Annotated in this window: 26 protein-coding genes; 6 read left to right on the top strand and 20 right to left on the bottom strand. The window is 63.3% G+C overall.

Translation table 11 applies throughout. The annotated features are described in order from the left end of the window. Positions 1–13: 13 nt before the first annotated feature. From ATJ78_RS07910 to ATJ78_RS07885, 6 genes are all read right to left on the bottom strand, one after another. Complete coding sequence (locus tag ATJ78_RS07910; protein ID WP_098407093.1) at positions 14–1,906, bottom strand: nucleoside-diphosphate sugar epimerase/dehydratase; 1,893 nt, start codon at positions 1,904–1,906, stop codon at positions 14–16. 1 nt (position 1,907) lies between these two features. Next, entirely contained in the window at positions 1,908–2,513 is a 606-nt protein-coding gene (locus ATJ78_RS07905) for an arsenate reductase/protein-tyrosine-phosphatase family protein (RefSeq protein WP_098407092.1), read from the bottom strand. Next, on the bottom strand, positions 2,510–3,955 hold the full coding sequence (locus tag ATJ78_RS07900) for a tyrosine-protein kinase domain-containing protein (RefSeq protein WP_098407091.1): 1,446 nt from the start codon (positions 3,953–3,955) through the stop codon (positions 2,510–2,512). The genes ATJ78_RS07905 and ATJ78_RS07900 overlap by 4 nt, the downstream gene beginning before the upstream one ends. Positions 3,956–4,154: 199 nt before the next feature. Then, positions 4,155–4,769, bottom strand: coding sequence for a thymidine kinase (locus ATJ78_RS07895; RefSeq protein ID WP_098407090.1), 615 nt, complete (start codon positions 4,767–4,769; stop codon positions 4,155–4,157). A gap of 197 nt (positions 4,770–4,966) precedes the next feature. Next, entirely contained in the window at positions 4,967–7,450 is a 2,484-nt protein-coding gene (locus ATJ78_RS07890; protein ID WP_098407089.1) for an ABC transporter permease, read from the bottom strand. A 2-nt stretch (positions 7,451–7,452) separates the two neighbouring features. Then, a complete protein-coding gene (locus tag ATJ78_RS07885) occupies positions 7,453–8,229 on the bottom strand; it encodes an ABC transporter ATP-binding protein (protein WP_098407088.1) in 777 nt (258 codons plus the stop codon). 109 nt (positions 8,230–8,338) lie between these two features. Between ATJ78_RS07885 and ATJ78_RS07880 the strand changes: the two genes are divergently transcribed. Together ATJ78_RS07880 and ATJ78_RS07875 are read left to right on the top strand one after the other, a co-directional pair. Beyond that, the gene (locus ATJ78_RS07880) at positions 8,339–9,598 is read left to right on the top strand and encodes a sensor histidine kinase (RefSeq protein ID WP_169923419.1); all 1,260 of its coding nucleotides are present in this window, start codon (positions 8,339–8,341) and stop codon (positions 9,596–9,598) included. Beyond that, entirely contained in the window at positions 9,586–10,230 is a 645-nt protein-coding gene (locus ATJ78_RS07875) for a response regulator (protein ID WP_098407086.1), read from the top strand. Before ATJ78_RS07880 ends, ATJ78_RS07875 begins: the two co-directional genes overlap by 13 nt. Positions 10,231–10,256: 26 nt before the next feature. On the opposite strand, the gene ATJ78_RS07870 is transcribed toward ATJ78_RS07875, so the two are convergent. From ATJ78_RS07870 to ATJ78_RS07860, 3 genes are all read right to left on the bottom strand, one after another. Then, positions 10,257–10,640: a hypothetical protein gene (locus ATJ78_RS07870; RefSeq protein ID WP_098407085.1), complete on the bottom strand. Its 384-nt coding sequence runs from the start codon at positions 10,638–10,640 to the stop codon at positions 10,257–10,259. Positions 10,641–10,680: 40 nt separating this feature from the next. Further along, complete coding sequence (locus ATJ78_RS07865) at positions 10,681–11,013, bottom strand: DUF7718 family protein (protein ID WP_434061509.1); 333 nt, start codon at positions 11,011–11,013, stop codon at positions 10,681–10,683. A gap of 195 nt (positions 11,014–11,208) precedes the next feature. Continuing rightward, a complete protein-coding gene (locus ATJ78_RS07860; protein WP_098407083.1) occupies positions 11,209–12,690 on the bottom strand; it encodes a malate:quinone oxidoreductase in 1,482 nt (493 codons plus the stop codon). Between the two features lie 226 nt (positions 12,691–12,916). Here ATJ78_RS07860 and ATJ78_RS07855 point away from each other — a divergent pair, with 226 nt between their 5' ends. Continuing rightward, complete coding sequence (locus ATJ78_RS07855; RefSeq protein WP_098407082.1) at positions 12,917–13,723, top strand: response regulator transcription factor; 807 nt, start codon at positions 12,917–12,919, stop codon at positions 13,721–13,723. 225 nt (positions 13,724–13,948) lie between these two features. On the opposite strand, the gene ATJ78_RS07850 is transcribed toward ATJ78_RS07855, so the two are convergent. Together ATJ78_RS07850 and ATJ78_RS07845 are read right to left on the bottom strand one after the other, a co-directional pair. Further along, positions 13,949–15,106 carry a GGDEF domain-containing protein gene (locus tag ATJ78_RS07850; protein ID WP_098407081.1) on the bottom strand — a complete coding sequence of 386 codons (1,158 nt, stop codon included), beginning with the start codon at positions 15,104–15,106 and terminating at the stop codon, positions 13,949–13,951. Further along, on the bottom strand, positions 15,103–16,734 hold the full coding sequence (locus ATJ78_RS07845; protein ID WP_098407080.1) for a sensor histidine kinase: 1,632 nt from the start codon (positions 16,732–16,734) through the stop codon (positions 15,103–15,105). Before ATJ78_RS07845 ends, ATJ78_RS07850 begins: the two co-directional genes overlap by 4 nt. 142 nt (positions 16,735–16,876) lie before the next feature. Here ATJ78_RS07845 and ATJ78_RS07840 point away from each other — a divergent pair, with 142 nt between their 5' ends. Further along, a complete protein-coding gene (locus ATJ78_RS07840; protein WP_281253374.1) occupies positions 16,877–17,623 on the top strand; it encodes a response regulator transcription factor in 747 nt (248 codons plus the stop codon). Here ATJ78_RS07840 and ATJ78_RS07835 read toward each other — a convergent pair. The 4 genes from ATJ78_RS07835 to ATJ78_RS07820 form a co-directional block, all read right to left on the bottom strand. After that, positions 17,617–18,006, bottom strand: a complete 390-nt coding sequence (locus tag ATJ78_RS07835) for an Hpt domain-containing protein (RefSeq protein WP_098407079.1) — start codon at positions 18,004–18,006, stop codon at positions 17,617–17,619. The two genes, ATJ78_RS07840 and ATJ78_RS07835, sit on opposite strands and share 7 nt — an antisense overlap. Positions 18,007–18,162: 156 nt before the next feature. Then, on the bottom strand, positions 18,163–19,221 hold the full coding sequence (locus tag ATJ78_RS07830) for an aspartate-semialdehyde dehydrogenase (protein WP_098407078.1): 1,059 nt from the start codon (positions 19,219–19,221) through the stop codon (positions 18,163–18,165). Positions 19,222–19,262: 41 nt separating this feature from the next. Continuing rightward, positions 19,263–20,528 carry an aspartate kinase gene (locus ATJ78_RS07825; protein WP_098407077.1) on the bottom strand — a complete coding sequence of 422 codons (1,266 nt, stop codon included), beginning with the start codon at positions 20,526–20,528 and terminating at the stop codon, positions 19,263–19,265. A 70-nt stretch (positions 20,529–20,598) separates the two neighbouring features. Next, positions 20,599–21,426 (bottom strand): MBL fold metallo-hydrolase, encoded by an 828-nt coding sequence (locus tag ATJ78_RS07820; protein WP_342744785.1) that lies wholly within the window; start codon positions 21,424–21,426, stop codon positions 20,599–20,601. A 160-nt stretch (positions 21,427–21,586) separates the two neighbouring features. Here ATJ78_RS07820 and ATJ78_RS07815 point away from each other — a divergent pair, with 160 nt between their 5' ends. Both ATJ78_RS07815 and ATJ78_RS07810 read left to right on the top strand, forming a co-directional pair. Next, entirely contained in the window at positions 21,587–21,997 is a 411-nt protein-coding gene (locus ATJ78_RS07815; protein WP_098407076.1) for a DUF4383 domain-containing protein, read from the top strand. A 42-nt stretch (positions 21,998–22,039) separates the two neighbouring features. Further along, the gene (locus ATJ78_RS07810; RefSeq protein ID WP_098407075.1) at positions 22,040–22,612 is read left to right on the top strand and encodes a hypothetical protein; all 573 of its coding nucleotides are present in this window, start codon (positions 22,040–22,042) and stop codon (positions 22,610–22,612) included. A gap of 70 nt (positions 22,613–22,682) precedes the next feature. Here ATJ78_RS07810 and ATJ78_RS07805 read toward each other — a convergent pair whose 3' ends face one another. From ATJ78_RS07805 to ATJ78_RS07785, 5 genes are all read right to left on the bottom strand, one after another. Beyond that, on the bottom strand, positions 22,683–23,717 hold the full coding sequence (locus ATJ78_RS07805) for an NAD-dependent epimerase/dehydratase family protein (RefSeq protein ID WP_098407074.1): 1,035 nt from the start codon (positions 23,715–23,717) through the stop codon (positions 22,683–22,685). Positions 23,718–23,733: 16 nt separating this feature from the next. Next, on the bottom strand, positions 23,734–24,198 hold the full coding sequence (locus tag ATJ78_RS07800) for a DUF4383 domain-containing protein (protein WP_098407073.1): 465 nt from the start codon (positions 24,196–24,198) through the stop codon (positions 23,734–23,736). A gap of 181 nt (positions 24,199–24,379) precedes the next feature. Continuing rightward, positions 24,380–24,781 carry a four-helix bundle copper-binding protein gene (locus ATJ78_RS07795; protein WP_098409281.1) on the bottom strand — a complete coding sequence of 134 codons (402 nt, stop codon included), beginning with the start codon at positions 24,779–24,781 and terminating at the stop codon, positions 24,380–24,382. Between the two features lie 127 nt (positions 24,782–24,908). Further along, the gene (locus ATJ78_RS07790; protein WP_281253373.1) at positions 24,909–25,958 is read right to left on the bottom strand and encodes an FUSC family protein; all 1,050 of its coding nucleotides are present in this window, start codon (positions 25,956–25,958) and stop codon (positions 24,909–24,911) included. A 263-nt stretch (positions 25,959–26,221) separates the two neighbouring features. After that, positions 26,222–26,815 (bottom strand): MarR family winged helix-turn-helix transcriptional regulator, encoded by a 594-nt coding sequence (locus ATJ78_RS07785; RefSeq protein WP_098407072.1) that lies wholly within the window; start codon positions 26,813–26,815, stop codon positions 26,222–26,224. Between the last annotated feature and the right edge of the window lie 66 nt (positions 26,816–26,881).

Genomic DNA, 26,881 nt, shown 5'->3' with positions numbered 1-26,881 from the left:
ATCCGACCCTTGCTCATCTTGCCTCACTTTCAGCGCTTGGCGCGCCGAAACCTGGCCGCATAATCACAGTCGTGTCATTTTCACGTGGAGTTTCGGACATCTGATGGTTCCACAACTGCATGCTCAGCTGCTCTGGAGCGAGTGATTGGACTCGAGCGTGCGAAATCTTCGGATGCCTAGGGCGGGAATCTGTTTCACCTCTTCCAATGAGGTCTTCATGCAGTTTCTCACCGTCACGCAACCCTGTGAAGACAATCCCGATGTCCTTCCCCGACATGGCAACCATGCGCTGGGCAATATCGAGAATTCGCACAGGCTCACCCATATCGAGGATCAGCACTTCTGCCGCATCGCCGATGCCGCCGGCCTGCACAACAAGCTGACACGCTTCTGGAATGGTCATAAAGTACCGAGTCGCATCAGGGTGCGTCACTGTGACTGGTCCTCCCGACTCTATGAGGCGCGTGAATGTCGGCAGCATTGAGCCTCGGCTGCCGATCACGTTCCCGAAGCGTACCGACAGGTATCGTCCGCCTGTTTCTTCAGCCATCCACGCTGTGAGCTTCTCGGCCAGCCGTTTGGAGTGCCCTAGAACGCTGGTCGGGTCAGCAGCTTTATCGGTAGATACATTGACGAAGGTCGTGACGTTCACCAACCGAGCCGCTCGAAGTACATTTAGAGTGCCGAGGACATTCGTCTTCCACGCTTCGTCTGGGTACTGCTCCAGCATTGGAAGATGTTTGAGAGCCGCTGCGTGAAAGACGACGTCCGGTTGCCTGTCGGCGAAGATCTTCTCTAACGCCCCAACGTCCCGAATGTCCGCGAGCACTACGTCTTTGGTGTTGAGCAGTCCGTGACCGTAGATGCCGAGCTCGGCAACTTGGAGGCCAGTCTCGTCACGATCGAGCATAATGAGTTCGCCCGGGTCAAACCGTGAGATCTGACGGCACAGTTCCGAACCAATGGAACCACCGGCACCCGTAACCAGCACTTTCTTGCCCGTGAGATAGCTCGCGATCGATTCGACTTCGGTATCGACAGGGTGTCTCCCGATGAGGTCTTCAATCGAGATATCGCGAAGATCGTTGAGGCTCGTCTTTCCCTCAAGAAGATCCTCGAGCAACGGCATGACCTTGACCGTAAGACCTGCAGCAACACTCGCATCAGAGATACGGCGGATCAGCTCTGAGTCCGCGTAGCCAATGCACAGAACGAGAACCGACGCTCCAGTCTTCTCAACAACGCGCGAAAGGTCATGAATGCTGCCCTTCACCTTCACGCCGTGGTGCTGCAGGTTCGACTTACGAGGATCATCGTCGATCATTGCCACAGGACGATACTTTGACCGTGAATCCGTCAGCATTCGGCGCACCATCGTGGCGCCGAGGTAACCCGCCCCGTAGATGATGGTCTTTGTCGCGTCGTTCCTTGGACGGTATCGGCTCTCGACGTAGAGGCGTTTGAGGTAGCGCAGGGCAAACATCAACACGATAGCGATAGGAGTGGCGATTCCCATGATGCTGCGCGGGATCGTCGCACCGCTGCCAAGCATCAACAGCGGGATGCCGATAATCACGGCGACGCCTAGAGTGGCGGCAACGAGGGCGCGAACCTCTTCAAAACTTCCGTACGTGTAGCGGCCTGTATATAGGGCAAGAGCCCAACCAGCAACCAGCTGGAAAATAATGACGCCGACGACAAGGACGAAAACGGCAAGCCAGTTGATCTGGCTAAGGTCGAAACCGAAACGCAGAACGATCGCCAAAATGATCGCGAGGGCCCACGAGCCAGCATCAAGCAGGAACTGGCGGCCGAAACGCACGAGCCTGCTCGATTCGAGCACATTGTTAAGCTGACGCTGTTGCTCGTCCAGCTCCACCGCGTCTTTGCGCTGACCGCTCGTCATATCAGTGCTCCGAATCAGCCTTCAAGACGCGGCCAAGGAACTCCGCTGTCGCATTCACCGCGGGGATAAGCTGGTCGGTTGAGGTTCTATACGTCGCATCATCGCGCCTATACGGGTCGACCACGTCATCGTCGCTTGGTTCATCGGACGGGAACATGCCTCGTTCACCCGCCGCTAGCTGGATCGCCGCCTCGAATCGCGCAGAAGCGTCGGTACCGGCCTGCTCCATGGCGAGCGTGAGCTCGTCGACGTTCAGCGATGACACGATCCGAGCGAATTCCCGGATGGTGAACGTCTTGCGCACCGCGCGCGGCAAAGCCTCAACAATCGCCCGCCTGTGGTCTCGCGCCATAGCCAGGATGAGATCAGCATCTCTCACCATCTCGAGTGAGAGCTCGCGGGCGATTTGCTGCTCAGCGTCTACCGAACCGTGCTCAGTAGCCAGCTGAGCCGCGCGCTCATCCATCGGTGCGCCGGAAAGGGCGACCGTTCCCGCGCTCGAGAACGCAAGCTTGTCATCATCACTGAGCCGAGCGCGGAGAAGTTGCTCGGCCATCGGCGAGCGGCAGATGTTACCGGAACATACGGTGAGGACCTGGATCGTCATCGCGACGTCCCTCGGCCTATACGCCGTCGCCCGGCGGATTGACGCTCTTCGTCATCAAGCAGCCGTTCTGCGTCGGACGTCGTACCGTAGCTGTACTGCCCATACGCGTACGAGTCAGCCCCCTTTGTCGGAAGCATCGTGACGACAACGCCGACGAGCTTGCTGCCGATTCCCTCAAGCGTACGCACGGCGTTTGCGAGCTCTTGACGCTTGGTTCGGCCAGAAGCAGCGACCATGATCGCACCGCCCGTCAGCTTCGAGACGACGGCAGCGTCCGTCACCAAAAGCAGCGGCGGTGCATCGATAAGCACGTAGTCGAATGTGCCCGTCAGCGTGGAGAGCAGTGTCTCCATTGCGGCGGAGCCCAGCAACTCGCTGGGGTTGGGGGGAACACGTCCGCTCGGGAGGACGAAGAGCTGACCTCTCCCCCATCTCTGCAGGACGTCGACGAGGTCTGCACGACCAATAAGCACGTCCGTCAGACCGACGGCACCTTCGATGCCCATGTACTCCGACAGTTTCGGAAGACGAAGATCGCCATCGATGAGCGCGACCTTCGCACCCGTCTCTGCCAGCGCGATTGCGAGGTTCGCCGCCGTTGTGCTCTTACCTTCGCCCGGGATCGAGCTCGTGATGACGAAGCTGCGCGGACCCTTCTCGATATTGACGAACTGCAGGTTCGTCCGCAAACTGCGGAACGACTCCGCGCGTGGATTTCTGGGGTCAGCGTGCACAACAAGAGGACGCTTCTTCGCCTCGTTGTCGAATGCAATGCCACCCAGCAACGGCTTGTCAGTCACCTGCTCGATGTCGTACTGCGAGTGAATGCGAGTATCGAGCACGGTGCGAAGAACGGCGATACCGATTCCGACCGCCAGACCGAGAAGCAGCCCGAGAACGATGTTGAGCTTGACGTTCGGGCTGACGGGAGCGGTGGGCACGGGTGCGGGCTGAATCGTCTCGATCTTCACAAGGCTCGGAGCGTCGCCCTCGGGCTTCTCGAGCTGATTAACGACGACGTCGGCGAAGACTTCACCGACCTTGTTCGCAATCGTCTCTGCCTTCTCAGGTTCGGTATCCGTGACGCTGACGTTAATCAGCACGGTATTCTCCGGCGACTCGGCCGAGATCTTCTGAGCGAGTTGACCAGATGTCGTGTCAAGCTTCAATTCGTCTATTACACGATCAAGAACAATTGCCGTGTCCACAACGTCCACATAAGAGGACACCGCCTGCCTGGCGAAGCTCGTACCCTGGACAAGGTCGCCTGCGCTGCCGGCCGCTTCGCCGCCTTGAACGGAAACATACAGCTGCGTCGTCGTCTGGTACTTCGGCGCCGTCATAATCGAATACGCAGCTGCGACAGCCACGCCGACAAGGACGCAAGCAACAATCAGCATCCAGTTCTTATGCAGAATGCGAATGTAGTCGCGAAGTTCCACCGAATTCCCTACGTCTTGTGAGCGCCTGCGGATCATGCGTTCGCATTCAAGATGCCGCGACTCTCAATGTTTACACATCTTTAGACAACCACGAAAGGTGATCGAGGATCCGCATTTCGACGGGCCCGCGTGGTTTCGCGCAGAACAGCTGCACTAACGGCCCGAGTACGCCCCCACGTCTGGGGACGAGTGTGACGCACTATTTCACGCCGCCGAGAGCGCCGCCCGACTCTTGCAGGTAACAGGATCCGCACAGCGACTCGTAGGTGACCGCCTCGCCGTCTATGGCCACCTGATCGCCATCGAAGATGAAGCGGTCGCCCACACGGCGTCCGTTAAAAAGTGCCTTGCGCCCGCACCGGCAGATCGTCTTGAGCTCTTCAAGTGAGTGCGCGACCTCGAGCAAGCGCCGACTTCCGGGGAACGCGTGCGTCAGAAAATCCGTGCGAATGCCATACGCGAGCACGGGAATGTCTTCGAGCAGCGCGATCCGCAGCATCCCGTCAACCTGCTGTTCGGTGAGAAACTGAGCTTCGTCGAGCAGCAAGCAGCTCACATCTTGATTGGTGTTCGTGACGTGCTCGGCGCGCATGCGCTGAAACTGCGCGTACGTGTCGTCGTCGGGAGAGATGACGTAGTCAACGTCGCGCGTGACGCCGAGCCGGCTCTCGATCGAACGATCGCCTTTCGTGTCGACCGACGGCTTCGACAGAAGAACATGCTGCCCGCGCTCTTCGTAGTTGAATGCCGCTTGCAAGAGCGCCGTGCTTTTGCCCGAATTCATCGCGCCGTAGCGGAAGTAGAGTTTTGCCACGAATCGAGTTTAGTAGCGAGGTGTGCGGCTAGAGCGCCAACACGACAAGCGTTCCGGCGCCCACCGTCGCCATGGCGAGAAGCAGATAATGCCACGAGCGCGGGCCACGGATATTCCGCCGCTTCATCGGTTTGGCCCTCGTGGTTCTCGACACAAGGAGTCAGCATAGCGGTATCGCCGCGCGTCCGCCGCTGACGTCACACGGAGGACGTCAGCGGGGCGCGCAGGGCAGAGCGCGTGGGGACGACAATCGACAGGATGCCGAGCAGCAGCGTTGCTCCCGCGAGCAGCGCGAACGTGACCGGCGGGAACGTCGGCAGCGGCTGGCCTGAGATCGCGAACGCGATGCCCGCGAGCGGCGGCAGCGTGATCACCGTGCCGAGCACAACGGCGAGCACGGAGATCATGGCGGATTCGATGAACGTCATCGCGGAGACCTGGCCGGGCGTCGCTCCAAGTCGGCGAAGCAGTGCGAACTCGGCACGGCGCTCGGTTGTGGCCATCACAAGTGTGTTGACGACGGCAAGCGCGATGAAGCCGAGGATCAGCATGAGTGCCACGATCGATGCCCACGACTGGGCTGCGGCTTCCTCTGCCCCTGCGGCCCCGAGATCGGCGCCGCTCGTAACACGGAGTCCACGATCGGCGAGTGCCGTCGCGACAGCATCCGTGTCTGCATTCGTCAACACGAGCAGCTGGTCGTTGAGACCCGTCGTGGTGTGCTGGCGCAGCACGCTTGCGTCGATTGCGTAGTCTCCAAAGCCGAGGCCGCGCTCGTACGTGGCGACGATGGTCGCCGTGAGTTGATCGCCATCGCCAAGGACAACGTCGATCGTGTCGCCGACGCCCGCGCGCAACCCGTACGCCACCGAGTCGCTTATGGCGATCGTGTCGGCACCGGAGAGATCGACGAGGGATCCAGCGGTGACGCCGAGATCGAGCGTGGCCGATGCGGTGGCTGGGTTGATGCCTTGGATCGGTGTGGGCTCGACAATGTTGACGTCGAATTCGGAGACGCCCATGTTGACGAGCACGCTCGAGCGGACGATCGGGGTGACGGCGTCGACGCCCTCGATCGAGGTCACGTCGCCGGTCACGCTCGGCGCGAGGCCGCCCGTTGGCGCGGTGACAACGAGGTCAGCGGTCGTGCCTTCGACGGACTGCGCCGCGGCTTCGGACGCGACGGTTGCTGGCACGAACAGCTGCACGATGGCGAGCGTGATGCCGAGCGCGAGGGGCACGAGAGCGGTGGCGAGGCGCCGGGTGAAGCTGCGAGCATTGGCGTCGGCGAGTGCGGATGCCGCACCGGGCATGCGACGCAGAACCGGACCAATTGCGTTAATCGTGACTTCAACGATGCGCGGGCCGAGCAGAGCGGCCCCGATGATGATTGCGAGCGCCGCCGACGCCGGGCCGGCGAGCGCGGCTTCGCCGGGTATGACCAGCGGGAGCAGGGAGGCGACAAGGCCGACCGCGATGAGCGTGACGCCGGTGATGACGCGCCCGCTGCTGAGGGCAGGCGTCTCGACGTGAGCATCGCCGAGAGCATCGACGGGCGCCATTCGTGAGGGGCGGCGCGCGCTGACGAGCCCGGCGAGCAGGGACGTGCCGGCCATGAGCACGACCGCGCCGATCGCGGGAAGCGGACTGAACGCGAGGGCGAAGTCGGTGGAGATCAGTCCGGATGCCGCGAACTGGTCGCCGAGCAGCTGAGCGAGGCCGTAGCCGGGCAGCACACCCACGACGGATGCCGCGAGCGCGATGAGTCCGGCTTCGCGCACGACAAGACCGCGGATCTGACGCGATTCTGCGCCTACGGCACGGAGCAGGGCAATGTCTCGGCGCCGCTGGCCCAGCGACAGAGACATAGTGCTGGCGACGACGAACAGGGCGATGATGAGCGCCACACCGGCGAGCGATCCGCTCAGCGCGATGAGGTTGGTTCGTGCCGTGGCTCCCTCGAGTGTCTCGACGTCGCCGCGCGCGGTGCCGGTGTAGGTGACGGTGCCCGGAACAGCGTCGCTGATCGCGGCGGCGAGCGCGGCAGCATCCGTTCCCTCGTCGCCAATGACGCCGATCAGGTCGACCGATCCTGCGTGCGGCCAGAGTGCGGCGAGCGCCTGCTGGGTCAGGAACGCCTGCGGCCGGTCGACTTCGGTACCGACCGCGGTGGCGATGCCCGAGACCGTATAAGTAGTAGCCACTCCCCCGTGTGCGAGCGCAATCGAATCGCCCACGCTCGCATCGGCAGACTCCGTGAGGACGACCTGGCCGTCTGACGTAGGAGGTTCACCAGTGGTCACCGCGAACGGCGTGAGGGACGAAGACGCCCAGGCGTGCCCGCTGATGGGCGTTCCGTCGTCGCCGACGAGTGGGATCGTTGCGTCGGCGATCGCGCGATCAACGCCGGGAACGGCTTCGACGCTGTCGACGGTCTCCTGCGGAAGGAGCGCCCGCTCGGGGAACGGAACGTCGACGTCGTCGGGAACCGGCTGAGATTGCGGAGCACCGACCACGACATCGGCCGCGGCAAAACGCTGAACGGGAACACCGCCGCGAAGTCCGGACTCGATCAGGACGCCGAGGGCAGTGGTGAGGGCTGAGGCGAGCAGCACCGCGACGATAACGCCGATGACGCTGCGGCGATGGTGGGCAGCAGACGAGCGAGCAAGGGTCCACATGGTCACTCCCCCAATCGCGCCATGTGCGCCGTGATGCTGGACACCGTGGGCGACGTGAGGTGACCGGCGAGCCGACCGTCGGCGAGAAAGACGACGGTGTCTGCGTAGGATGCCGCGACGGGATCGTGCGTAACCATGACGACCGTCTGGTTCACCGACGACGCGACCGTGCGGAGGAGCTCGAGCACCTGGCGTGCTGTGCGCGAATCGAGCGCTCCCGTCGGTTCATCGGCGAAGACCGCCGCGGGCTGCGTGATGAGCGCGCGAGCGATGGCGGCGCGCTGCTGCTGGCCTCCCGAGAGCTCCTGCGGCTTGCGGTGAACGAGGTCGTGCAGGCCGACCTGCGAGACGACGTGCTCGAGCCACGCGCGGTCGACGGCACGTCTGCCGAGCAGGAGCGGAAGCGTGATGTTCTGCTCGATCGTGAGCTGCGGAAGAAGGTTGTATGTCTGAAACACGAAGCCGACGTGGTCACGGCGGAAGCGTGTGAGCTGACGCTCCGGCATTGAGGAGATCGGCGTGGATGCGAGCGACACCGTGCCGGACGTCGGGGTGTCAAGACCGGCTGCGAGGTGCATGAGCGTGCTCTTCCCGGAACCAGATGGTCCCATGATCGCAGTGAATGAGCGGGCCGGGACCTGCAGCGAGACGTCTGCGAGGGCCGTGACTCGGCCGGACCCGGAGCCGTACGTCTTCACGACGTTGTCGAGTTGCACCGCAATGGTTTGCGCGCTGTGAGGAGCGTGAGCCGGAGTGAGGAGGTCGGTGTGAGAAGTCATGCTTCGACGCTACGAACCGCGGCTCGCGCACACACGGGTGCCTTCGGGTGTCTCGACGGTAGTGCTAGCACTACTGACAGCCTCCGTGGCATCCGCAAGGATAGAGATCATGTCGTCAGTGTCGTTCACCCGCGCTCGGCCTCGCTGGCGCGCGATCGCGTACATCGCGGTCGAAGCGGGCTGGTGGCTCGTCGGCCTCTTCTATCTGTGTGCCGCTCTGGCCGTCGCCCCGTTTCTCTTGCTGTTCGTCGGCTGGTACGCCGTGCCCACACTCGTCGACTGGCTCGATCAGCTCGCTGGCAACGGCCGCGAGCGGGCCGCGAGGTTCGCGCGGTCGCCTGTGCCTGAGCGCATGACGCGAGTACCTCACCAACTGTCGTTTCTACACCGCGTGGCTCTTGTGCGCACGCCGGAGTTCACACGAAACGCTACGTGGGCGCTCGCGCACCTGATCGTGATGCCAGTGATCATCGTGGTGGGGCTGGGCCTTCCGATCATCGCCGTGAACAGCTCTCTGGTTCCGCTCTACTGGTGGGGCCTGCCCGCCAACGATCCCGCGATCACTCTCTTTCCCGTCACGAGCTGGCCCCTTGCGATACTCTCTTCGGCCATCGGGGTCGCCGCGGGACTTGTCGGCTGGTTGATTCTGCCGACGCTTGCGCGCCGTACAGCGGGCAGCACGCTCGCGATGCTCTGGCCGGATCGCGTGCACGACATGCAAGAGCGCATCGAGTCCCTCTCCCGAAGCCGTGCAGCAGCGCTCGACGCGCATTCGAACGAGCTGCGGCGCATCGAGCGAGAGCTCCACGACGGCGCACAGAATCGGCTTGTCGGGGTGGTGATGATGATCGGCCTCGCCCAGCGAACGCTGAAGGACGATCCCGAAAAAGCTGCGTCGTTCCTGGTGCAGGCGCAGGATGCAGCATCCGACGCCCTCACTGGTCTGCGCGAAATGGTGCACGACATCTACCCGCCGGTTCTCGACGAACTCGGGCTGTCTGGGGCGGCTTCGACGCTCACGAGCCGCTCGGGCGTGCCGACCGCTCTCGATGTCTCGGGCTTGCAGCGGGCGCCGGCTGCCGTCGAGTCAGCAGCATATTTCGTTCTCGCCGAGGCGCTCACGAACGCGGCGAAGTATGCCGACGCGTCATGGGTCTCGGTAACGCTGAGCACGGTCTCAGGGACGCCCGAGGACGTTCTCATTGTGGAGGTCGACGATGATGGGCATGGCGGCGCAACGATCGGCGGGTCAGGATCCGGCCTCGCGGGCGTCGCACGCCGCGCCGAGGCCCTTGGCGGTACGCTCACGCTGTCGAGCCCGATCGGCGGGCCCACCCACCTGAAAGTCGAGTTGCCGTGCGGGTTCTGATTGCCGAAGACGATGCGCTGCTGCGCGCGGGTCTGACGATGCTGATGACGGGTGAAGGCATCGAGGTCGTTGCCGCCGTCGACAACGCCGACGACGCGCTCGACGCGTTCACGAAGAATGAGGTGGATGCCGCCGTGCTCGACGTTCGCATGCCGCCGACCTTCTCGAACGAGGGCCTGAAGGCCGCTCTCGACATGCGGCAGCAGCGACCCGGATTTCCCGTGCTCGTGCTCTCGGCATACGTCGAAGACGCCTACGCCTCGAGACTCCTCAGCGACGGAGCCTCAGGCGTCGGTTACTTGCTGAAGGAGCGCGTTGGCGATGTGGGCGAATTCGTCGCCGCGCTTCAGCGCGTCGTCGACGGCGGCACCGCCATGGATCCCGAAGTGATCGCGCAGCTCGTGAGCCGCCGACACGCGGACGACCCCGTGCAGCGCCTCACCCCGCGCGAGCGGGAAGTTCTGGGGCTCGTCGCCCAGGGCATGGGCAACGTGGCGATCGCCGAGCAGCTCGTGATCACAGAAGCCGCCGTCGGCAAGCACATTGGCAACATCTTCTCGAAGCTCGACCTCGCCCCAGACGACACCGGCCATCGCCGAGTGCTCGCGACGCTCGCCTACCTGCGCTCGTAAGCGAGAGGCCCGTGAAAGGCTCCGAGTTACAACGCGCCTGCGAGTTCGGTTCCGGACTCCCATCGCGCATCGATGTTGACACCGGGTAGTTCGATCCGCAGGGTTCCGTTTCCGCTTACCTGTTTCATGTACATCACCAGAAAGTCCATCGTGATGTTTTTGTGGACGTCTATCGCGGTATCGTGCTTCAACTCTTGAGATCCTAGGCTCATCGGCGGCACCATCGAGAAAACGTGAACGTCGTCTGCAGAATCAACGATGACGAGGTTTGCTGAACCTCCAGCGCTCACGATCCGTGTGAACACAGCGTCGACTTTCTCATGCCCTAGCGCAATAACGATCGGTGACGCCCCGGAGGCGTCCTTCACAGGAAACGCGCCATGAAGGTTCTTGCTTGCAACAACCGACATTAGGCGTCGAGCATACTCACGTCGAAGAGTCGCGTCAGAATCAGTAGCCATTTCGCCACCTGCTTTCGTGGATCTCCAAATTATCGTAAATCTCGCTGAGGGAGTACTGATACGTGTTCTCGGCATCTCCCTGCCCACGGATGACTCGGATAACCTCGCGTTTGAGTTCGCCGTTGCTGTCGGCTGGTGGTACATGCCTATGGACCTCGCCGTGGCTGCAGTCGATCCGGGCGACCGCGTGCCATGTGCCGTCCTGTTCCATGACCTCATGCGTTACCGCGTAGTCGACAAGCCTCCCCGATTCGCTGTCGCGCACCGTACGGTTTGTCACTCGAAAATCCTGCGCATCTACCCACCGTTCTACTGATTCCACGGTGTTCCGCGACTCGTCCGGAATCCAGCGGCTGTCTACGGTTTCGTCCTGGGCGTTTCGAATCGCCCTGCGATGCCTTCTCTGTGCGTCTCGCCCAAAGTTCCTCGGAGTCACAAACAACGATCGTAAGCGACAGGAATTCGGTTCTCCGGTTCTCCACAGGCACAGAGCCCGGCGCCCTCTCAACGAAGCGCGTCAGCGCCCAATGTTGAGAGCCTCTGAGGTTTCGTCGAGCACGTCGTCGGCGCGCTCCGGCTTGTCGTTGAGCGTTGTGCCGAACGTTGGGATCATCTCGCGCAGCTTGGACTCCCACTCATCGGACTTTCCAGGGAAGCAGCGCTTGAGAATGTTGAGCATAATCGGCACAGCGGTCGACGCACCCGGGGAAGCACCGAGCAGACCCGAGATGGATCCGTCAGCACTCGAGATGACCTCGGTGCCGAACTGCAGGACGCCGCCCTTCTTCTCATCCTTCTTCATGACCTGCGCACGCTGACCGGCGGTGATGAGGTACCAGTCCTTCTGCTGCGCCGTCGGCATGAAGTCTCTGAGTGCCTCGAATCGCTTGCCCTTGCTCGCCATGAGCTCACCGAGCAGGTATTTGATGAGGTCGGGATTGTCTTTTGCCACCGCCAGCATCGGAATAAGGTTGTGCGGCCGCACCTGCGTGACGAGGTCCCACATGTGCCCGTTCTTCAGGAACTTGGGGCTGAAACCGGCGTACGGGCCGAAGAGCAGGCTCTTATTTCCGTCAACCATGCGCGCATCAAGATGCGGCACCGACATTGGAGGCGCACCAACGGCAGCCTGGCTATAAACCTTGGCGTCATGCTGCTCGACGACCTTGGGGTTGTCGGTGCGCAAGAACTGACCCGAGATCGGGAAGACTCCGTATCCCCTGATCTCGGGAATGCCCGACTTCTGCAGGAGCTTCAGCGCCCAGCCGCCCGCGCCGACAAAGACGAAACGAGCCCGGGTCTGCCCAGGGGTGCGGCCCACACGCTGCCGGTACTTCACAAGCCACGTGCCGTCATTCTGCTTCTTGAGCGTGCGGACTTCGGTGTTGAGCCGCAAACGGGCACCTGAGCGCCCGGCCGCGTCGAACAGCTGATGAGTGAGCGAGCCGAAATCGACATCGGTGCCCGCGGGCTGCCACGTGGCGGCGAAGGGCAGGTCTTCTTTGCGCCGCTTCTGCATGAGCAGCGGAGCCCACTTGTTAATGACCTTCGGGTCTTCGGAGTACTCGATGCCTTCAAACAGCGGCTGTTCCTTGAGCAGCTCGTAGCGACGCTTGAGGTAGTCGACGTCGTCTTTGCCACGCACGAACGTCATGTGCGGAGTGGCGTTGATGAACGTGTTGGGGTCGGTGAGAACGCCCTGCTCGACGAGGTGACTCCAGTACTCGCGGCTGACCTGGAACTGCTCGTTGATTCCGACGGCTTTCGATGCCTCGATAGAGCCATCTTTCGCCCGCGGCATGTAGTTGAGCTCGCACAGCGCAGAGTGCCCGGTTCCGGCGTTGTTCCACGGGTTGGACGACTCCTGTGCCACATCGCCCAGTCGCTCGAAGATCTCCACCTTCCACGTGGGTTCGAGCTGAGAGATCAGGGACGCAAGTGTGGCACTCATGATGCCGCCCCCGATGAGGGCGACATCGACCGGCTGGGAAGAGGTCATGGATTCCATTCTACGGCGATGATCCAGGTAGTCCGGACGGGCTCGAGAACGCCCGACGGTGCATGGCAGAGTGGCCGGGAGCCGCCGCGCTCACGCGCCAGCATCGCCCTGCGACGAATGAGCCGTCACGAGCGCTGCACTCACCCCCAGTGTGCGGGGGGAATACCGTGGTGCCGCTCGCGCGCGCTATAACCTAATCTCACGCCAGCGCAGGAGGAGTGTCGTCATGAGCGATGAAGTGACAAGCAACGTCGTCGTCATCATTGAGGACGACGACGACATCCGTGCCTTGGTCGAGGTGATCCTCACGCAGGCAGGATTCGAGGTCGTGCCTACCGCGACTGGCATCGACGGCATCGATGCGGTGCGTCGCAAGGATCCGGACGTCGTCGTGCTCGACGTCGGACTTCCCGACATCGACGGCTTCGCTGTTGTGCGACGACTTCGTGAGTTCAGCCAGGCGTACGTTGTGATGCTGACGGCGCACTCCGATGAGGTCAATGTGCTCCAGGGACTTTCGGCTGGCGCAGATACGTATCTGACTAAGCCGTTTCGCCCTCGAGAGCTGCGCGCCCGGATCGACGCGCTCATGCGCCGTCCGCTCCATGTTCCGCGAAGGAGTGGAGACCCGCACGAATCTGCACCGTCGGCGGCCGCTGCTGCGCAGTCGGAGTCGCTCCCCCGTGTGCCGACGCCGAACACGCCGCGTAGTTTCGCGCACAACGGGCTGCACATCGACGTTGACATTCGCACGGCAACCGTTGACGGCGTCGATGTCGCTCTGACGCGCTCGGAGTTCGACCTTTTGGCCAGCCTCGTCGAAGCGGGGCGGCGCGTGCGCACGAAAGCAGACCTGGCGATCGCCATGCGTGCACGTGCGGGTGGAGAGTCTGACTACGTGAGCGACGCCGACCGCAGAACCGTCGAGGCCCACCTCGGCAACCTGCGGCGCAAGCTCGGCGATCTGCCGGAGAATTGCCGCTTCATTGAGACCGTGCGCGGAGTCGGCTACCGGCTGACCGAGGCGCAGTGATTATGGCCGCGCGAACGCTAGGGAACCGTTCGCGCGACCGCGGCGTTTCGGGACGCCCATCCAGCCTTCAGCTCTGCCCGACGGGTGATCGAGCACCGAGATCACCTGGGTGACCGGACACCTTCATTCTGCTGCCGCAACCTCAAGCCAGAAGGCAGAGGGCCCTGCCTCTCGCCAAAGAAATTCACAAGAATGTGCCAAGCCGCCGGAATCGGCCCGTGCGCGTCACGCACGTCCGTCGAGCACAAGATTGCCGCCACGAGCCTGGGCTTCGTCACGACGCGCGCTGGCATCGTCGAAGAGCTGCTGCCAGGCAGCATCCGGTGCACTTGCCGTCGCGACGCCGATGCTCACCGTAAGACGAAGATTCGCGCGCTTGTCGAACGATCGGGCCACGAGGGCATTGTGCAGCGCAGCGATCGTCGCCACCGACTCGTCAGGCTCATGCATCGTCGTCACCACTCCGAACGTGCCCGCGCTCTTGCGCCCGATGATCGACGTCGGCGGCATCGTCTCGCGCAACACGTCGGCGAGAACATTGATCGCCCGATCACCGACGTCTCTTCCAAACGCCGTGTTGATCTCGTCAAGGCTGTCGATGGTGAGCATGACCACTCCACTGCTCATGTCGTGCATGCCCGCACGCACGACGCGGTCAGAGCCGCCTCGCGTGAAGTGCGCCCAGTCGAGCACACCCTCGCGAGAAAACCCGGGGTCGGTGAAGAGGCCTGCCTCGGCAAAGTTGTTCGCGCGTTCAAGTCTCAGCAAAGATATCGACAATGTGCCGGCCACCACGAGCAGAATCGCCAGACCGGTGGTGGGCCCCGTACCGAACCAGTCGGCGAACACCGGTGACTCGGGACCATACGCGAGAAAGACGACGAGACGGCCCAGGTAGAACAGGGCCTCGGCACCAACGACGACGGCGAGGATGCTGCTGTTGATGCTGCGCTTCAACCGCCCTCTCACGCATTCGGCGGCTGCCAGGGCCATGAACACTGCCACTCCGACCCACGAGACCGGCGCCCCCGCCCACTCATTCTCGACCGGTGAGTCAAGAAACGTGGCAACGAAGGCGACACCTCCCGCACCGAAGACGATCCATGCGCGAGAGTAGCGTGAGTTGAAGGAACGCACGCCCATCCACACGCACCCCATCGCGGCAACGATGGCTGCGTTTCCGACAGAGTTCGCCCACCATTGGTTGGAATTCACGCCGTAGACGGCGAACGACAGAGACGACATGATCGCGAACACCAGCGCGGAACTCCAGAACAGCGCCACCTTGTCTTGACGGCCGAATGCGCTGTTGAGCACGAAGATCACCGCGCAGACGATCGTGAGCAGTCCGCTCATGATCAGGATGGTGACGGTGTCGATCATCGTTCTTCCCCCTCGTTGCCGCTGCGTGGCAGGTGAACCGTGAACGTCGAGCCCTCGCCCGGAACGCTGTGCACCGAAATATCGCCTCCGTGCTGCCTGGCGATCTCGCGGCTGATGTTCAGCCCCAACCCCGTACCGCCCACGTTACGTGTCGAGGGTGCCCGGTAATACTGGGTGAACAGCTGCGTCATTTCGCTCTCGGTGAGCCCGACGCCGGTGTCACTCACCGCCAGCTTTACGTCGTCGCTCGTTGCGTGAATGGTCACCGTCACGCTTCCATTGGCACGGTTGTACTTCATGGCGTTGGAGACGAGGTTGTCGACGACCTGCCGGAGCCGGAAGGCGTCGGCGATCATGGGAGCATCATCAAGATTGCCGAGCCGCAGCTCAACGTCGCCGGACCGTGCGCGGGCAGCTTCGACAGCATCGCGCACGATGTCGGCGAGATCCATCGGCGCCCGCGACAGGGTGAAGCCCACCGCTCGGGCTCGGGAGGCCTCGAGCAGATCGGTGACGAGGCTGAGCATGCGATCACTGCTCTTCAGCACGACCTCGAGCTGCCGGCGGGTGACGTCCGACAGCTCCGGATCCTCGAGGGCGAGCTCGACAAAACCAGCGACCGACGTGAGCGGATTCTTGAGTTCATGCGTAACTGACGCCATGAGGTCGTCCCGGGCTTTCACCGCTTCCAGCTCCGTCGTGACATCGCGCGCGACAACCACGACGCCCGTGGAGTCGTCAGTGACGTCGACTCGCTGCCCGGCCACCGCATACGCCCGGCGTACCTCGGACTCCGGTTCCCCCATCCATACGACGGACTCGCCGAACTCTTCTCCCCGCGCCGCACGCACAAATGGACGCTCATGCTCGGGAAGGACGGTGCGCGCGTCGGCCGCATACACGCGGTACCCGATGTCCCCGGGGACCGGCGCTGTTTGCCGGGCGACCCACGACCGGTAGGCGCGATTCGCGAACTCAACGCGCGCGGAGTCGTTCATGCGAACAACTCCGAAGGGCAAGGTGTCAAGTACTTCGTCGAGAAGCCGCTCGCCTTTCTTCGACCGCTCAAGTGCCGTTTCAAGCAGCCCCGACTGCCGATCGAGAATTACTCGCTGGGCGCGGTTGCGCGCAGCGGCACGATACGTCGAGACCGCGACAAGGGCGAGGGTGATGGGGACCACGAGAATACGCGGAACATCTGTGGTTCCGAACGAACTCGTCTCGGAAGTCGTCACAGTGATATACAGCGCGCTCGACAGCCCAGCCCCCAGGAGCGCTCCCCAGCGATCGAAGTATGAGGCGAGCCAGATCACGGGAAGAATGTAGAAGAATGCGACGGCAAGTGAGGGCTGACCAATGCGCATGAGAGTGACGGCCACGATGTCGAGAACCGGAACGATGACAATGGTCCAGAGAGGAAGCCGCGACCAGTCGACGACGGCGCCACAGGCTGTCAGTGCAAAGATGAGCACGACGCCCGAGAAGAACGTGTACTGCGCGAATACGCCCACATTCAGAACAAGAAGCAGAACAACGAGCGCGAGCACGCACGAGCCCATCACAAGCTGCGACAAGAACACCGACCGGCGGATGCCGAGACGGTACATGCGACGGGTCCGGGAGCTCATAGCCTGAGGTTATCGGGGAATTCGCTGCAACACCGTTGCTGTGCCGCATTCTTACCGGAGAAGACAGGGCTCCGTCGCGCAGCGCCTGCGGCCGGGCCGTTAGAGTAGTACCGCCAGGCTAAGCACGCGAGAGGGGCGCGCTGTGGACAACCGTCATGCGCTTGTCATCGAAGACGATGATGATATCGCCATGCTGCTCACATCGTCGCTGAGCGGAGCCGGGTTCACGGTGTCACGAGCTGCCGACGGTACTGCAGGTGTCGAGCTTGCACGATCAACCGGGCCATCGGTCATCACTCTCGATGTCGGTCTCCCGGGCATCGACGGCCTCGAGACTACCCGCAGACTTCGCACGTTCAGCGATGCGCACATCATCATGCTGACCGCACGCGCCGACGAGGCCGACGTGCTGATGGGCCTCGAGGCCGGGGCCGATGACTACCTCACGAAGCCGTTCCGCCCACGCGAGCTCCGGGCACGGGTCGCCGCGATCATGCGGCGGCGCGACGCACTCGTGTCCCCGCCATCACAAGCGACGGCTTCCGATGAGATCGAAACTCTCACGCACAATGGACTGGTCGTGCGGGTCGACGAGCGTACGGTGCACGTCGATGGGCAGCTCACGCCCACCACCCGCACGGAGTTCGACCTGCTCACCGCACTGCTGCGAAATCGCTCACGAGTGACCTCGAAGGATGAACTGGTGCGCAGCATCCGAGACGATCACGACGCCTATGACAGCTACGTAAGCGACGCTGACAGGCGTGCGCTCGAGGTGCACATTGGCAATCTTCGACGCAAGATTGGCGAAGACGCGGCGCGCCCGCGCTGGATTCTCACGGTTCGCGGTGTCGGGTACCGCCTGACGGCCGCGACTCACTCTCAGTAGCGACCGGCTACGAGCATCTCCGAGAGAACGGTGACCGTGGCGCTGCCCGCTGTCGAGAGCCGCGGGATCAGCGCGTGTGCCCCGGTGACATCGCCGCGGCGCCCGCACCGTTCGACGTCGACTGCGACGGCGCCAAGCTGCGCCGCTCCGATCATGCCGCTCGACGACCGGATGCTCAGGGCAGAATCGAGAATCGCTTCAACGTCGTTACGATGCACGGCGCCGCGCACTCGATCAAGACGCGCGGGCCACATGCGCACGAACGCGCTGATGAAACCGGTGACCGCTTCCGTGTCGCCGTCAAGGTCTGCGCAGAGTCGCTCGAGCCTTTGAGGGTCAACAGTGAGATGTGGCTCGCTCTCGCTGATGACGCTCGAACTCATGGTCGTGCCCGGACTCCTTCTTGGCTCTGAACAATCTTGTCACCTTCAGATCAGGAAAAGGAGCCTCAGAACGTCAACTTCTGCCAAAGATCGACCCAGAAGCTCTAGCCGACGACCGAGACGCGCTACCGCGGCATCGTGTCACTCGCAGCGGCGCTAGGCCGCGGCGACCTTCTTTGCGGCGATGACCTCGGCGATCTGCACCGCATTGAGCGCGGCGCCCTTGCGCAGGTTGTCGTTCGTGATGAAAAGCACGAGACCCTTGCCCTCGGGTGCGGACTGGTCAGCGCGGATGCGTCCCACATACGATGGGTCGTTTCCGGCAGCATCCAGCGGGGTCGGCACATCGGTCAGCTCGACGCCGGGCGCCGCAGCCAGCACCTCGGCGGCGCGTTCGGGCGTGATGTCGTTGGCGAACTCGGCGTTGATCGCGAGCGAGTGTCCCGTGAAGACGGGAACGCGCACGCACGTGCCGGCGACGCGAAGACCTGGAAGGTTGAGGATCTTGCGGCTCTCGTTGCGCAGCTTCTTCTCTTCGTCGGTCTCGAGCTCGCCGTCTTCGACGATCGAGCCGGCCATCGGCACGACGTCGAACGCAATCGGCTTGACGTACTTGACGGGGTCGGGCATCGCGACAGCGTGACCGTCGTGCACGAGCTGCAGCAGGTTCTCGTCTTGCACGGCGGTGCGCACCTGACTCGCCAGCTCCATGGCCCCGGCGAGACCGGAACCCGAGACGGCCTGGTAGGTGCTCACAATGAGGCGCTCAAGACCGGCCGCTTCGTGCAGCGCCTTCATGACGGGCATCGCGGCCATCGTCGTGCAGTTGGGGTTGGCGATGATGCCCTTCTGGGCGTCGTCGATGGCCTCGGGGTTCACCTCGCTCACGATGAGCGGAACCTCGGGGTCCATGCGCCAGGCGCTCGAGTTGTCGATAACGGTGGCGCCGGCCTCGGCAAAGCGCGGCGCGTGCGCGCGCGATCCCGTTGCCCCGGCCGAGAACAGTGCGATATCGAGTCCGGTGGGATCGGCGATGGCGACGTCTTCGACCTCGTAGTCCGCGTCGCGGAAGCGAATAGTGCTGCCGGCGCTGCGCGATGTGGCGAAGAACCGGATCTCGCTGATGGGAAACTCGCGCTCTTCGAGAAGTGTGCGCATGACGGTGCCGACCTGGCCGGTCGCGCCGACGATGCCGATGCGGAGTTCCTGGGTCATATCTCTCCCTTATTCAGGTGATTGTCGATCGTGGTCTGCGCTCAGCGGCCCGTGCCCGCGTGCACGACGGCAACGTGGTCGGAGTCCAGGCCGAAGGCCGTGTGCACAACGCGCGCGGCCTTCTCGAGGGTGTCGGCGCGCGTGACGACCGAAATGCGAATCTCACTGGTGGAGATCATGTCAATGTTGATGTCGTTCTCGTACAGCGCCTCGAAGAGCTTCGCCGAGACGCCCGAGTTCGCGCGCATGCCCGCACCCACGAGGGCGAGCTTGCCGATCTGATCGTCGTGCTGCAGCGCGGTGTAGCCGATGGTCTCCTGCTCGGAGCGCAGGGACTGCAGCACGTTCTGCGCCTGGTCCTTGGGCAGCGTGAACGAAATGTCGGTGAGACCCGTCGCGGCAGCAGACACGTTCTGCACGATCATGTCGACGTTGGCGTCGGTCTTGGCGACGAGGTTGAAGATCTGCGCGGCCTTTCCGGGCACGTCGGGGATTCCGACGATGGTGATCTTGGCCTCGCTGAGGTCTGTTGCGATTCCGGTGACGATCGGCTGTTCCATGGAGTCGCCTTCCTTCGGATTGATGACGAGTGTGCCCTCGTCGTTGGTAAAGCTGGAGCGAACGCGCAGGGTCACGCCGTGGCGGCGCGCGTATTCGACGGCCCGGATGTACAGGACTTTAGCCCCGGATGCTGCAAGCTCAAGCATCTCCTCGGCCGTGATCACGTCGATCTTGCGCGCAAGCGGAACCACGCGCGGGTCCATGGTGAAGATGCCGTCGACGTCGGTGTAGATCTCACAGACGTCGGCGCCGAGCGCGGCCGCTAGCGCCACCGCGGTGGTGTCGGAACCACCGCGGCCGAGAGTCGTGATCTCGCTCGTGTCGAGATTGAACCCCTGAAATCCGGCGACAATCGAAATGGCGCCGTCGTCGAGCGCCTCACGAATGCGCACGGGGGTCACGTCGACGATGCGCGCGGAGCCGTGCTGCCCGTCGGTGATCATTCCCGCCTGCATACCGGTGAACGACCGCGCCTCGTACCCCATGCTCTTGATCGCCATCGCGAGCAGCGACATCGAGATGCGCTCTCCCGACGACAGCAGCATGTCCATCTCTCGCGGAGGCGGAAGCGGTGTCACCTCATTGGCGAGGTCAATCAGCTCGTCTGTCGTGTCGCCCATGGCCGACACGGCAACGACAACGTCGTTGCCCGCTTTGCGCGTGTCGACGATGCGCTTCGCAACGCGCTTGATGCTCTCAGCATCCGAAACGGACGAACCGCCGAACTTCTGAACAATAAGGCTCACGTAGTAACTCCCGGGGGTTGCAGTCAGGGCCCAACGACCCATTCTACGCAGGGGCCATATTCCCCGGTCTCTATGTGACGTGCGGTACGCGCGCCCGCGCGCGACCTCTTGCGGGTGCGCTCGTCAGGTTCGCCCGACGGCGCGTGCGGCGTCGACAGCAGAGCGGATGCCGTCGCGCCACGGCTCTCCGTGTCCGGGGCAGCACGAGTTCGGCCTCCGTCGCGACGAGCGCGTCGAGCGAGGCGAGCGCCTGCGCAGAATCGGCCGTTGCCGCGCCTGCGATGATCTGCGGGCCGCGTGTTCCCTTGTAGGGGTCGAGAGTGACGAGCGCGTCGCCGCTGATGAGCGCGCCGCTGTCGGGAAGTCTCAGCGCACAGTGTCCCATTGTGTGCCCGGGCGTGAAGATGACTTCGGGCGACCCGGGAACGTCAAGGGGGCCTTGTGAGGGCAGCGACTCGAGAGCGTTCGTCCCCTTCACCGTGATGGCGCCGGCAAAGGTCATGGCGGCGAGAATCGGAATCGCCTTCGGGTACCGCAGCGGGTAGAGAAAGGGCGTGCGCTCGCGCGCATAGGCATAGGGATGCTGCGCGATTCGATGATCGTCGGGGTGAACCGCCGCCGGAACCGCGTACTCGCGAGCGAGCCGGTGGGCGATGCCGAGATGGTCGAAGTGCGCATGGGTGAGCACGAGCGCGCGCACGTCTGAGAACGCGCGGCCAATGCTGTCGAGCGCAAGCGAAACGTGCGGCCAGCTGCTGGGAAACGCAGCGTCGACGATCGTGACTCCGTCGCGTCCCTCGAGAATGTAGCAGTTCACGTACGCGTGCTCGAGCCGGTGCACTCCTGGCGCGATGCCGCGGATAAACCGGGGCTGCCCTTTGCGCGGCGCCGATGCCATGGTCTTCTCCTCACCTCGCGTGATTTCCGAGGCTACGGCCAGCGCGAGCGTACGGGCAGGGGCTTGCGCCGACGATTTTCGGTGTCGTCCAATCCGTTTCGGCGCGGTCTCCGAACCCCCTCATGCACGCCACAGCCGTGCACGACAAAGGAGGCACACAATGAAATCGTCACCGAACCGTCTGCTCGCCACCATCTTCGGCGCCGTCTACCTGCTCGTCGGGCTGCTCGGCTTCGCCGTCACGGGAGGCGTGGGGTTCATCTCAAACGAGGGCGGGCTGCTGCTCGGAATCTTCATGGTGAACCCGCTGCACAACGTTGCGCATCTGCTTATCGGTGCCGCCCTGCTCATTGCCGGGCTGTCGAACGCACCGGCGGCAAAGACGACGAACATCGTGATCGGAGCCGCCTACCTGCTGCTCGGCATCGTCGGCTTCTTCGTCTCCGGTCCCGTGAACGTGCTCGCGCTCAACGTGCCCGACCACTTCCTGCACCTGGGCAGCGCTGTCGTCCTGCTTGGGATAGGTCTTGGCGCTGACAAAGCGACAGCGACAAAGAGTCAGCTCGCATAGTGCACGCCGCGCTGTTTGCGCTGCAGAGAAGAGGAGGTTGGCATGAATACCGCTTCTGCACCGGCTGCTCCCCGCGGCCGCACCGTGTCGACTCAGGCTGCCGACTCGAGCGCAGGCGACCGACCTATTGCTCGGGCCGTGTCGGGGTTGACGCTTCTCGGCGCCGGTCTCGTGCACTTTGCCGTTGCGCCAGCGCAGGCGACGCCATTACTTGCTGGCCTTGCGGTGCTGGCGACGGCGGAGCTCGCATTCTCGATCGGCGTGCTCTCGGGGCGACTCGTGCCGAGCGTGCGGCTGATCGGGCTCTCGAGCGCTCCACTGATCGTGTGGGCCGTCTTCGTCTTCGCTGACGGCCTGCTCGGTGCCGAGACTCCCCTGCCCGTGGGCCCGATGCTGGCCGCGGCAGCGCTCAATTTCACGGCGGCGCTGTCGCTGGCAGCATCCGTGCGCCTATCGCGTCGTGTCTCGAGCCCGGCGAGACCGTGGATGTTCACCGCGGCGCTCGTCGCCGGGGCCGTGATGCTTCCCTTCATCGCGGTTCCCGCGATGTCAGCGGCTCAGCATCCAAGTGGTGATCAGCCGTCGATGTCGCACCTCAACGAGCATCATCACTAGCTCTGCTCGTTGAAGAGCGCCCGGCCGGACCCGTATCCCAACCGGCCGGGCGTTCGTCTGCGGCGTGACCTTAGAGCCGCTGCCACGGCCAGCGCCGGGGTTTCAGCAACGGCGATCCTTGACGGCCGTCGCCCTCGACGACCCCGCGAATGACCCTCGCGAGCGCCTCGGTCGAGTCGTGACGCGTAGACCACCCGAGCTCGGTGCGAGCGCGCTGCGTGCTCATAACCGGAGTCTTGCGCGCAAGGTCGACCCATCCAGGGTCCGCGGCGAGAAGACGCGCGCTCCAGAGGATGTGCACCACCACCCGGAGTACCCGCGACGGCATCGGGATGCGTCGGGCGCCGAGTGCTCGCGCCAGCAGATCGGGAGTGAGAACGGGCTCGGCGGCGACGTTGAATGCGCCGCCGGCACCCTGCTGGACGATGCGCCAGTACGCGTCGCCGACATCGTGCGCGTGCACGGCCTGAAACACAAAGCTGGCGGGCAGCGGCACAAGAGGAACAGCTGTGAGCAGGCGCTTCGGAATCCACGGCCCGATGAAGTAGCGCCCGATCTCGGTGCCGGCTTCTGCCGAGAAGATCAGGCCAGGGCGCACGCGTGCGACGGTGACGCCGGCGTGGTGCCGCTCGAAAATATCGAGAAGAGCCTCCTGCTCTCCCTTCATGCGGCCGTAGTGCGAGCCGGAAATGCCGCGCGCCTCGGCATCCTCCGTCACTCGCGGGCTCTTGACACCTGGGCTATAAGCCGCGAGCGATGACGCAACCACAAGATGGCGGACACCGGCGCGCTCGACGGCGCGAAGCACGGCTCTCGTTCCGTCGATGTTCGTGCGCCGCATGACGCGTTCGTCGTGATTCGGCTGCAGCAGCCAGGCCAAGTGCACCACGACGTCGCAGCCCTCGAACGCGTCGGCGAGCCGGTGCGCTGCAAGGGATGCTGAGATGTCGATGGACCGCCACCGTGCCGCTCGGTAGGGGGCGACAGTGTCATCGGGCATGCGTCGGGCAATGCCGACGACCTCCGTCTCCTCGGCGCTCTCGGTGATGCGCTCGAGGATCGCAGTGCCGGCATTGCCCGATGCCCCAACGATCGCGACTCTCATGTGGGCCGTGCCGCTGCTACTCGCGCACCGTGCGAGCCCGCTTCGGCGGCGTGAAGATCCCGAGCAGGATCATCGTGACCGCGAGCGCGAAGTGCAGCCAGTCATCGGCATCGTTGAGCGGCACGAAGTTGGCCATCGACTCCTCGCTCACAACGAGACCATAGATCCACAGGGCAGCGTAGATGATCCCGCCCCAGATCAGGTACTGGCGGGCGGCGAGTATTCGACGCGTGCAGATGAGCCCCACGACGCCGTACAAGAGGTGAACGATGTTGTGCAGTACCGAGACCTGGAAGATCCCGAGCAGCATCGCGCCCGACATGTGACCGGCGAACATGAGTTGGTCGTACCCCGTCGTGATACCGGGAATGAATCCCAGAATGCCGACGGCGAGAAAAACGATCCCGTAGATGAGCGCGACGATCTGAACCGCTGATTTGGCGTATCCGACCTCGAACCGTGGTGAATCGACTGCAGACATCGTGTACCTCCTGTCGTTTTCCTGAACGCTAACTTCTCTGCACAGCATCCGTTGAGGGGGTTGACATGTAAATGCGAGCGCCGATCTTCTCCACACTTGAGGCAGCGGGCATCGCATTCGACACGTGGGCAACGAGTATGGGAGCCGGATGCTGGGCGGCGACGCCTAGCATCCGAAACTCTCACAGCGAGTCGATGAGTCTCGCGCACGCCTGCTCGCATCGACGGCACGTCTCGGCGCAGACGCGGCAGTGGTCGTGCATCTCGGCGTGCTGGCCGCATTCGTCGCCGCAGCTGCGGCACGCCACGCGGCATGCATCGAGCACGCTTCGCGTGAGGTTTGCGTCGTAGCCCGTATGCCGCGAGAGCACGTTCGCCGTCGTCGCGCAGATGTCTGAGCAATCGAGATTGCTGCGAATGCACGTGCGCAACTCTGCGACGCCGTCTTCGCTCAGGCACGCGTCGGCGCAGGCGGTACAGCTCTGCGTGCACTCCAAGCACGCCTCAATGCACGCGACGAGCGCATCTCGGTCGATTCCGCCGCGGTCTTTCGGGTAGCTCTCGACCATTTCTCGAATAGGCATCACGTCCTCCTTCGTCGTTGGATTCACCGCACACGCTAGGTGTGCGCGGTCGTGGGCTGAAGGGGGTTGCCAGCGAACGAATCCGATGACCTGCTCCGCCGGATCGGGCGACAGCTCGATGAACGCGTCACTGGTCGCGCGCGTATCGAGCAGAGGCAACGTCGTCGACGATCGTGACAATGTGGTTCAAGCTCGAGATGAGCGAACCGTAGATCGGCCACGTGCTCGTGGGCAGTGAGTGGTCGTCGGAGAGTGCGGCCGTGAGCTCGGCGAGCCGATCGGCAATCGGTTCGACGTCGGCGTCGGGATCGGCAATCGCCCGGCCCGCGTCGCGAGCAATCGCGACCCACCCCTCCCGAAACTGCTCATCCCATTCTCCGGAGGCATAGGTACCTTCTTGGAGCGTGCGCGTCAGGTGCAGAAGATGAGAGACCCCTTCGTCAACGCGAGAAAGGATGTTCTCGTAGCTGGGCCGGTGGTTCTTGCCCGTCGTTCCTCCCCCTTGCTTCGACCATTGCGCGATCCGGCGTATTCCGCGTCGAGGGTTGCCCCGACGGCTTTCGCGCGCAAACTTCACCGTCTGCCATGCGGACTGCAGTTCGTCGCTCATGGCCTGCGCCTCGTCGAACCAGGCATCAGCGCGATCGGTGTCCCACGACGCCGAGAACTCGTCCGCCATGCTTTCAAGGACCGTTCCCATGCGCCGGTTGATGCTGTCGACGTAGCGCGCCGCTTGTTGCTCTCGGAGCGGAGGAATGACGACGAGATTGACAGCGACGCCAATGGCGACACCGAGACCGACTTCAACCAGCCGGTTGAGCAGCAAGGGCTCCTGGTCGCTGAACCCACTGCCAAGCACAAAGATGGCGGTCGTCGCAATTGCCACACCCTCATCACGTATCCACGACAGACGCGCGCCCACGAGGCCGACGAAGAGTGCCAGCGCGAACGTCCAGAGGTGCACGCCGAGGTAGTTGCCGATAACGAATGACAGGGCAACGCCGATAGCCGACGAGACGGTGGTCTGCACTCCGCGCGACAACGATCTGTAGACGGTCGCGTGGACGGTCAGGAGCGCCGTCCACGGAGCGAGGAATGGCAGTGCCGAGTTCAGCACGTTAAGCGATATCCACCACGCGGCCGTGGCTGCCACCACGCTCTTCAGAATCTGAAGCAATTCCGTGGATGTCTCTGGCCGTCGTGCCAACGACCTCAAGCGCTGGATCCCGCGATGCCCAGTCCAGTCATTGCCACCGACAATCGTCTCGCCCTGACCGCCAGATTGAGGGACTGCATCATCCGGCTTCGCTGCCGCCACTTTACGATCCTCTCTTCCCACGCCGACAGCAATCGAGAACAGTCACCAAGGACGTTGCACCCACGAAACGTGGAAGCTGTCAGCCAGCACCACACTCATCATGTGTGAGTGTGCATTGCTCTTCAGTCAGAATCAAGCGCTTGCGCATCCGCCTGTTCAATGTTCGCGAGAGCGCCTGTCGGTACATCGGCAGCAGCGAGATCGGTCAGAAAGCGCACGACGGTGGCACGGTCTGGTGCGCTGAGCGCGGCGGCAACGGCAAAACGCCGCGCGTGCTGGCGCCCCACCGTCTCTCGGGCGGCGCGCCTTGTCGATGAGGTAACCGTTATGCACGTCGTCCTCCGATCGTTCGGATGCGGAACGCGCACGACGTGTCCTCCGGCGACGAGACGATCCACGAGCTTCGTCGTCGACGCGCTCGAGATGCCGACTTCGCGGCCGATGTCTTTGGGAGTCGGCAGGCTCCCCTGCTCCTGCCGCCGGATGACAAAGCGAATTGCACGCATATCCGTATCATTCAGACGCATATACCGTCGGGAGGCTTCGGTGAGGGCACGGTCTGCCTCACGCCATTGACGAACGGCTTCCATCACCTCGATGCACTGTTCGACATCGGCCGATGAGAGCTGGGACGTGTCAACGAGCGATGGATCGGCCGCGAAATAGCGGATGCTCGGATCCGCGTCGTTCTTTCCCTCTGGCACGATGACAATCATACATTTCGCATGATACGTTGAACTCTCGCTTAGCTAACGAAATTGACGACGGCACCAGGAGGACCG

Source organism: Paramicrobacterium agarici (assembly GCF_002563955.1).
Classification (GTDB): Bacteria; Actinomycetota; Actinomycetes; order Actinomycetales; family Microbacteriaceae; genus Paramicrobacterium; species Paramicrobacterium agarici.
The sequence above is the reverse complement of the archived record's forward strand: the minus strand, read 5'-3'. Positions and strand labels throughout refer to the sequence as shown.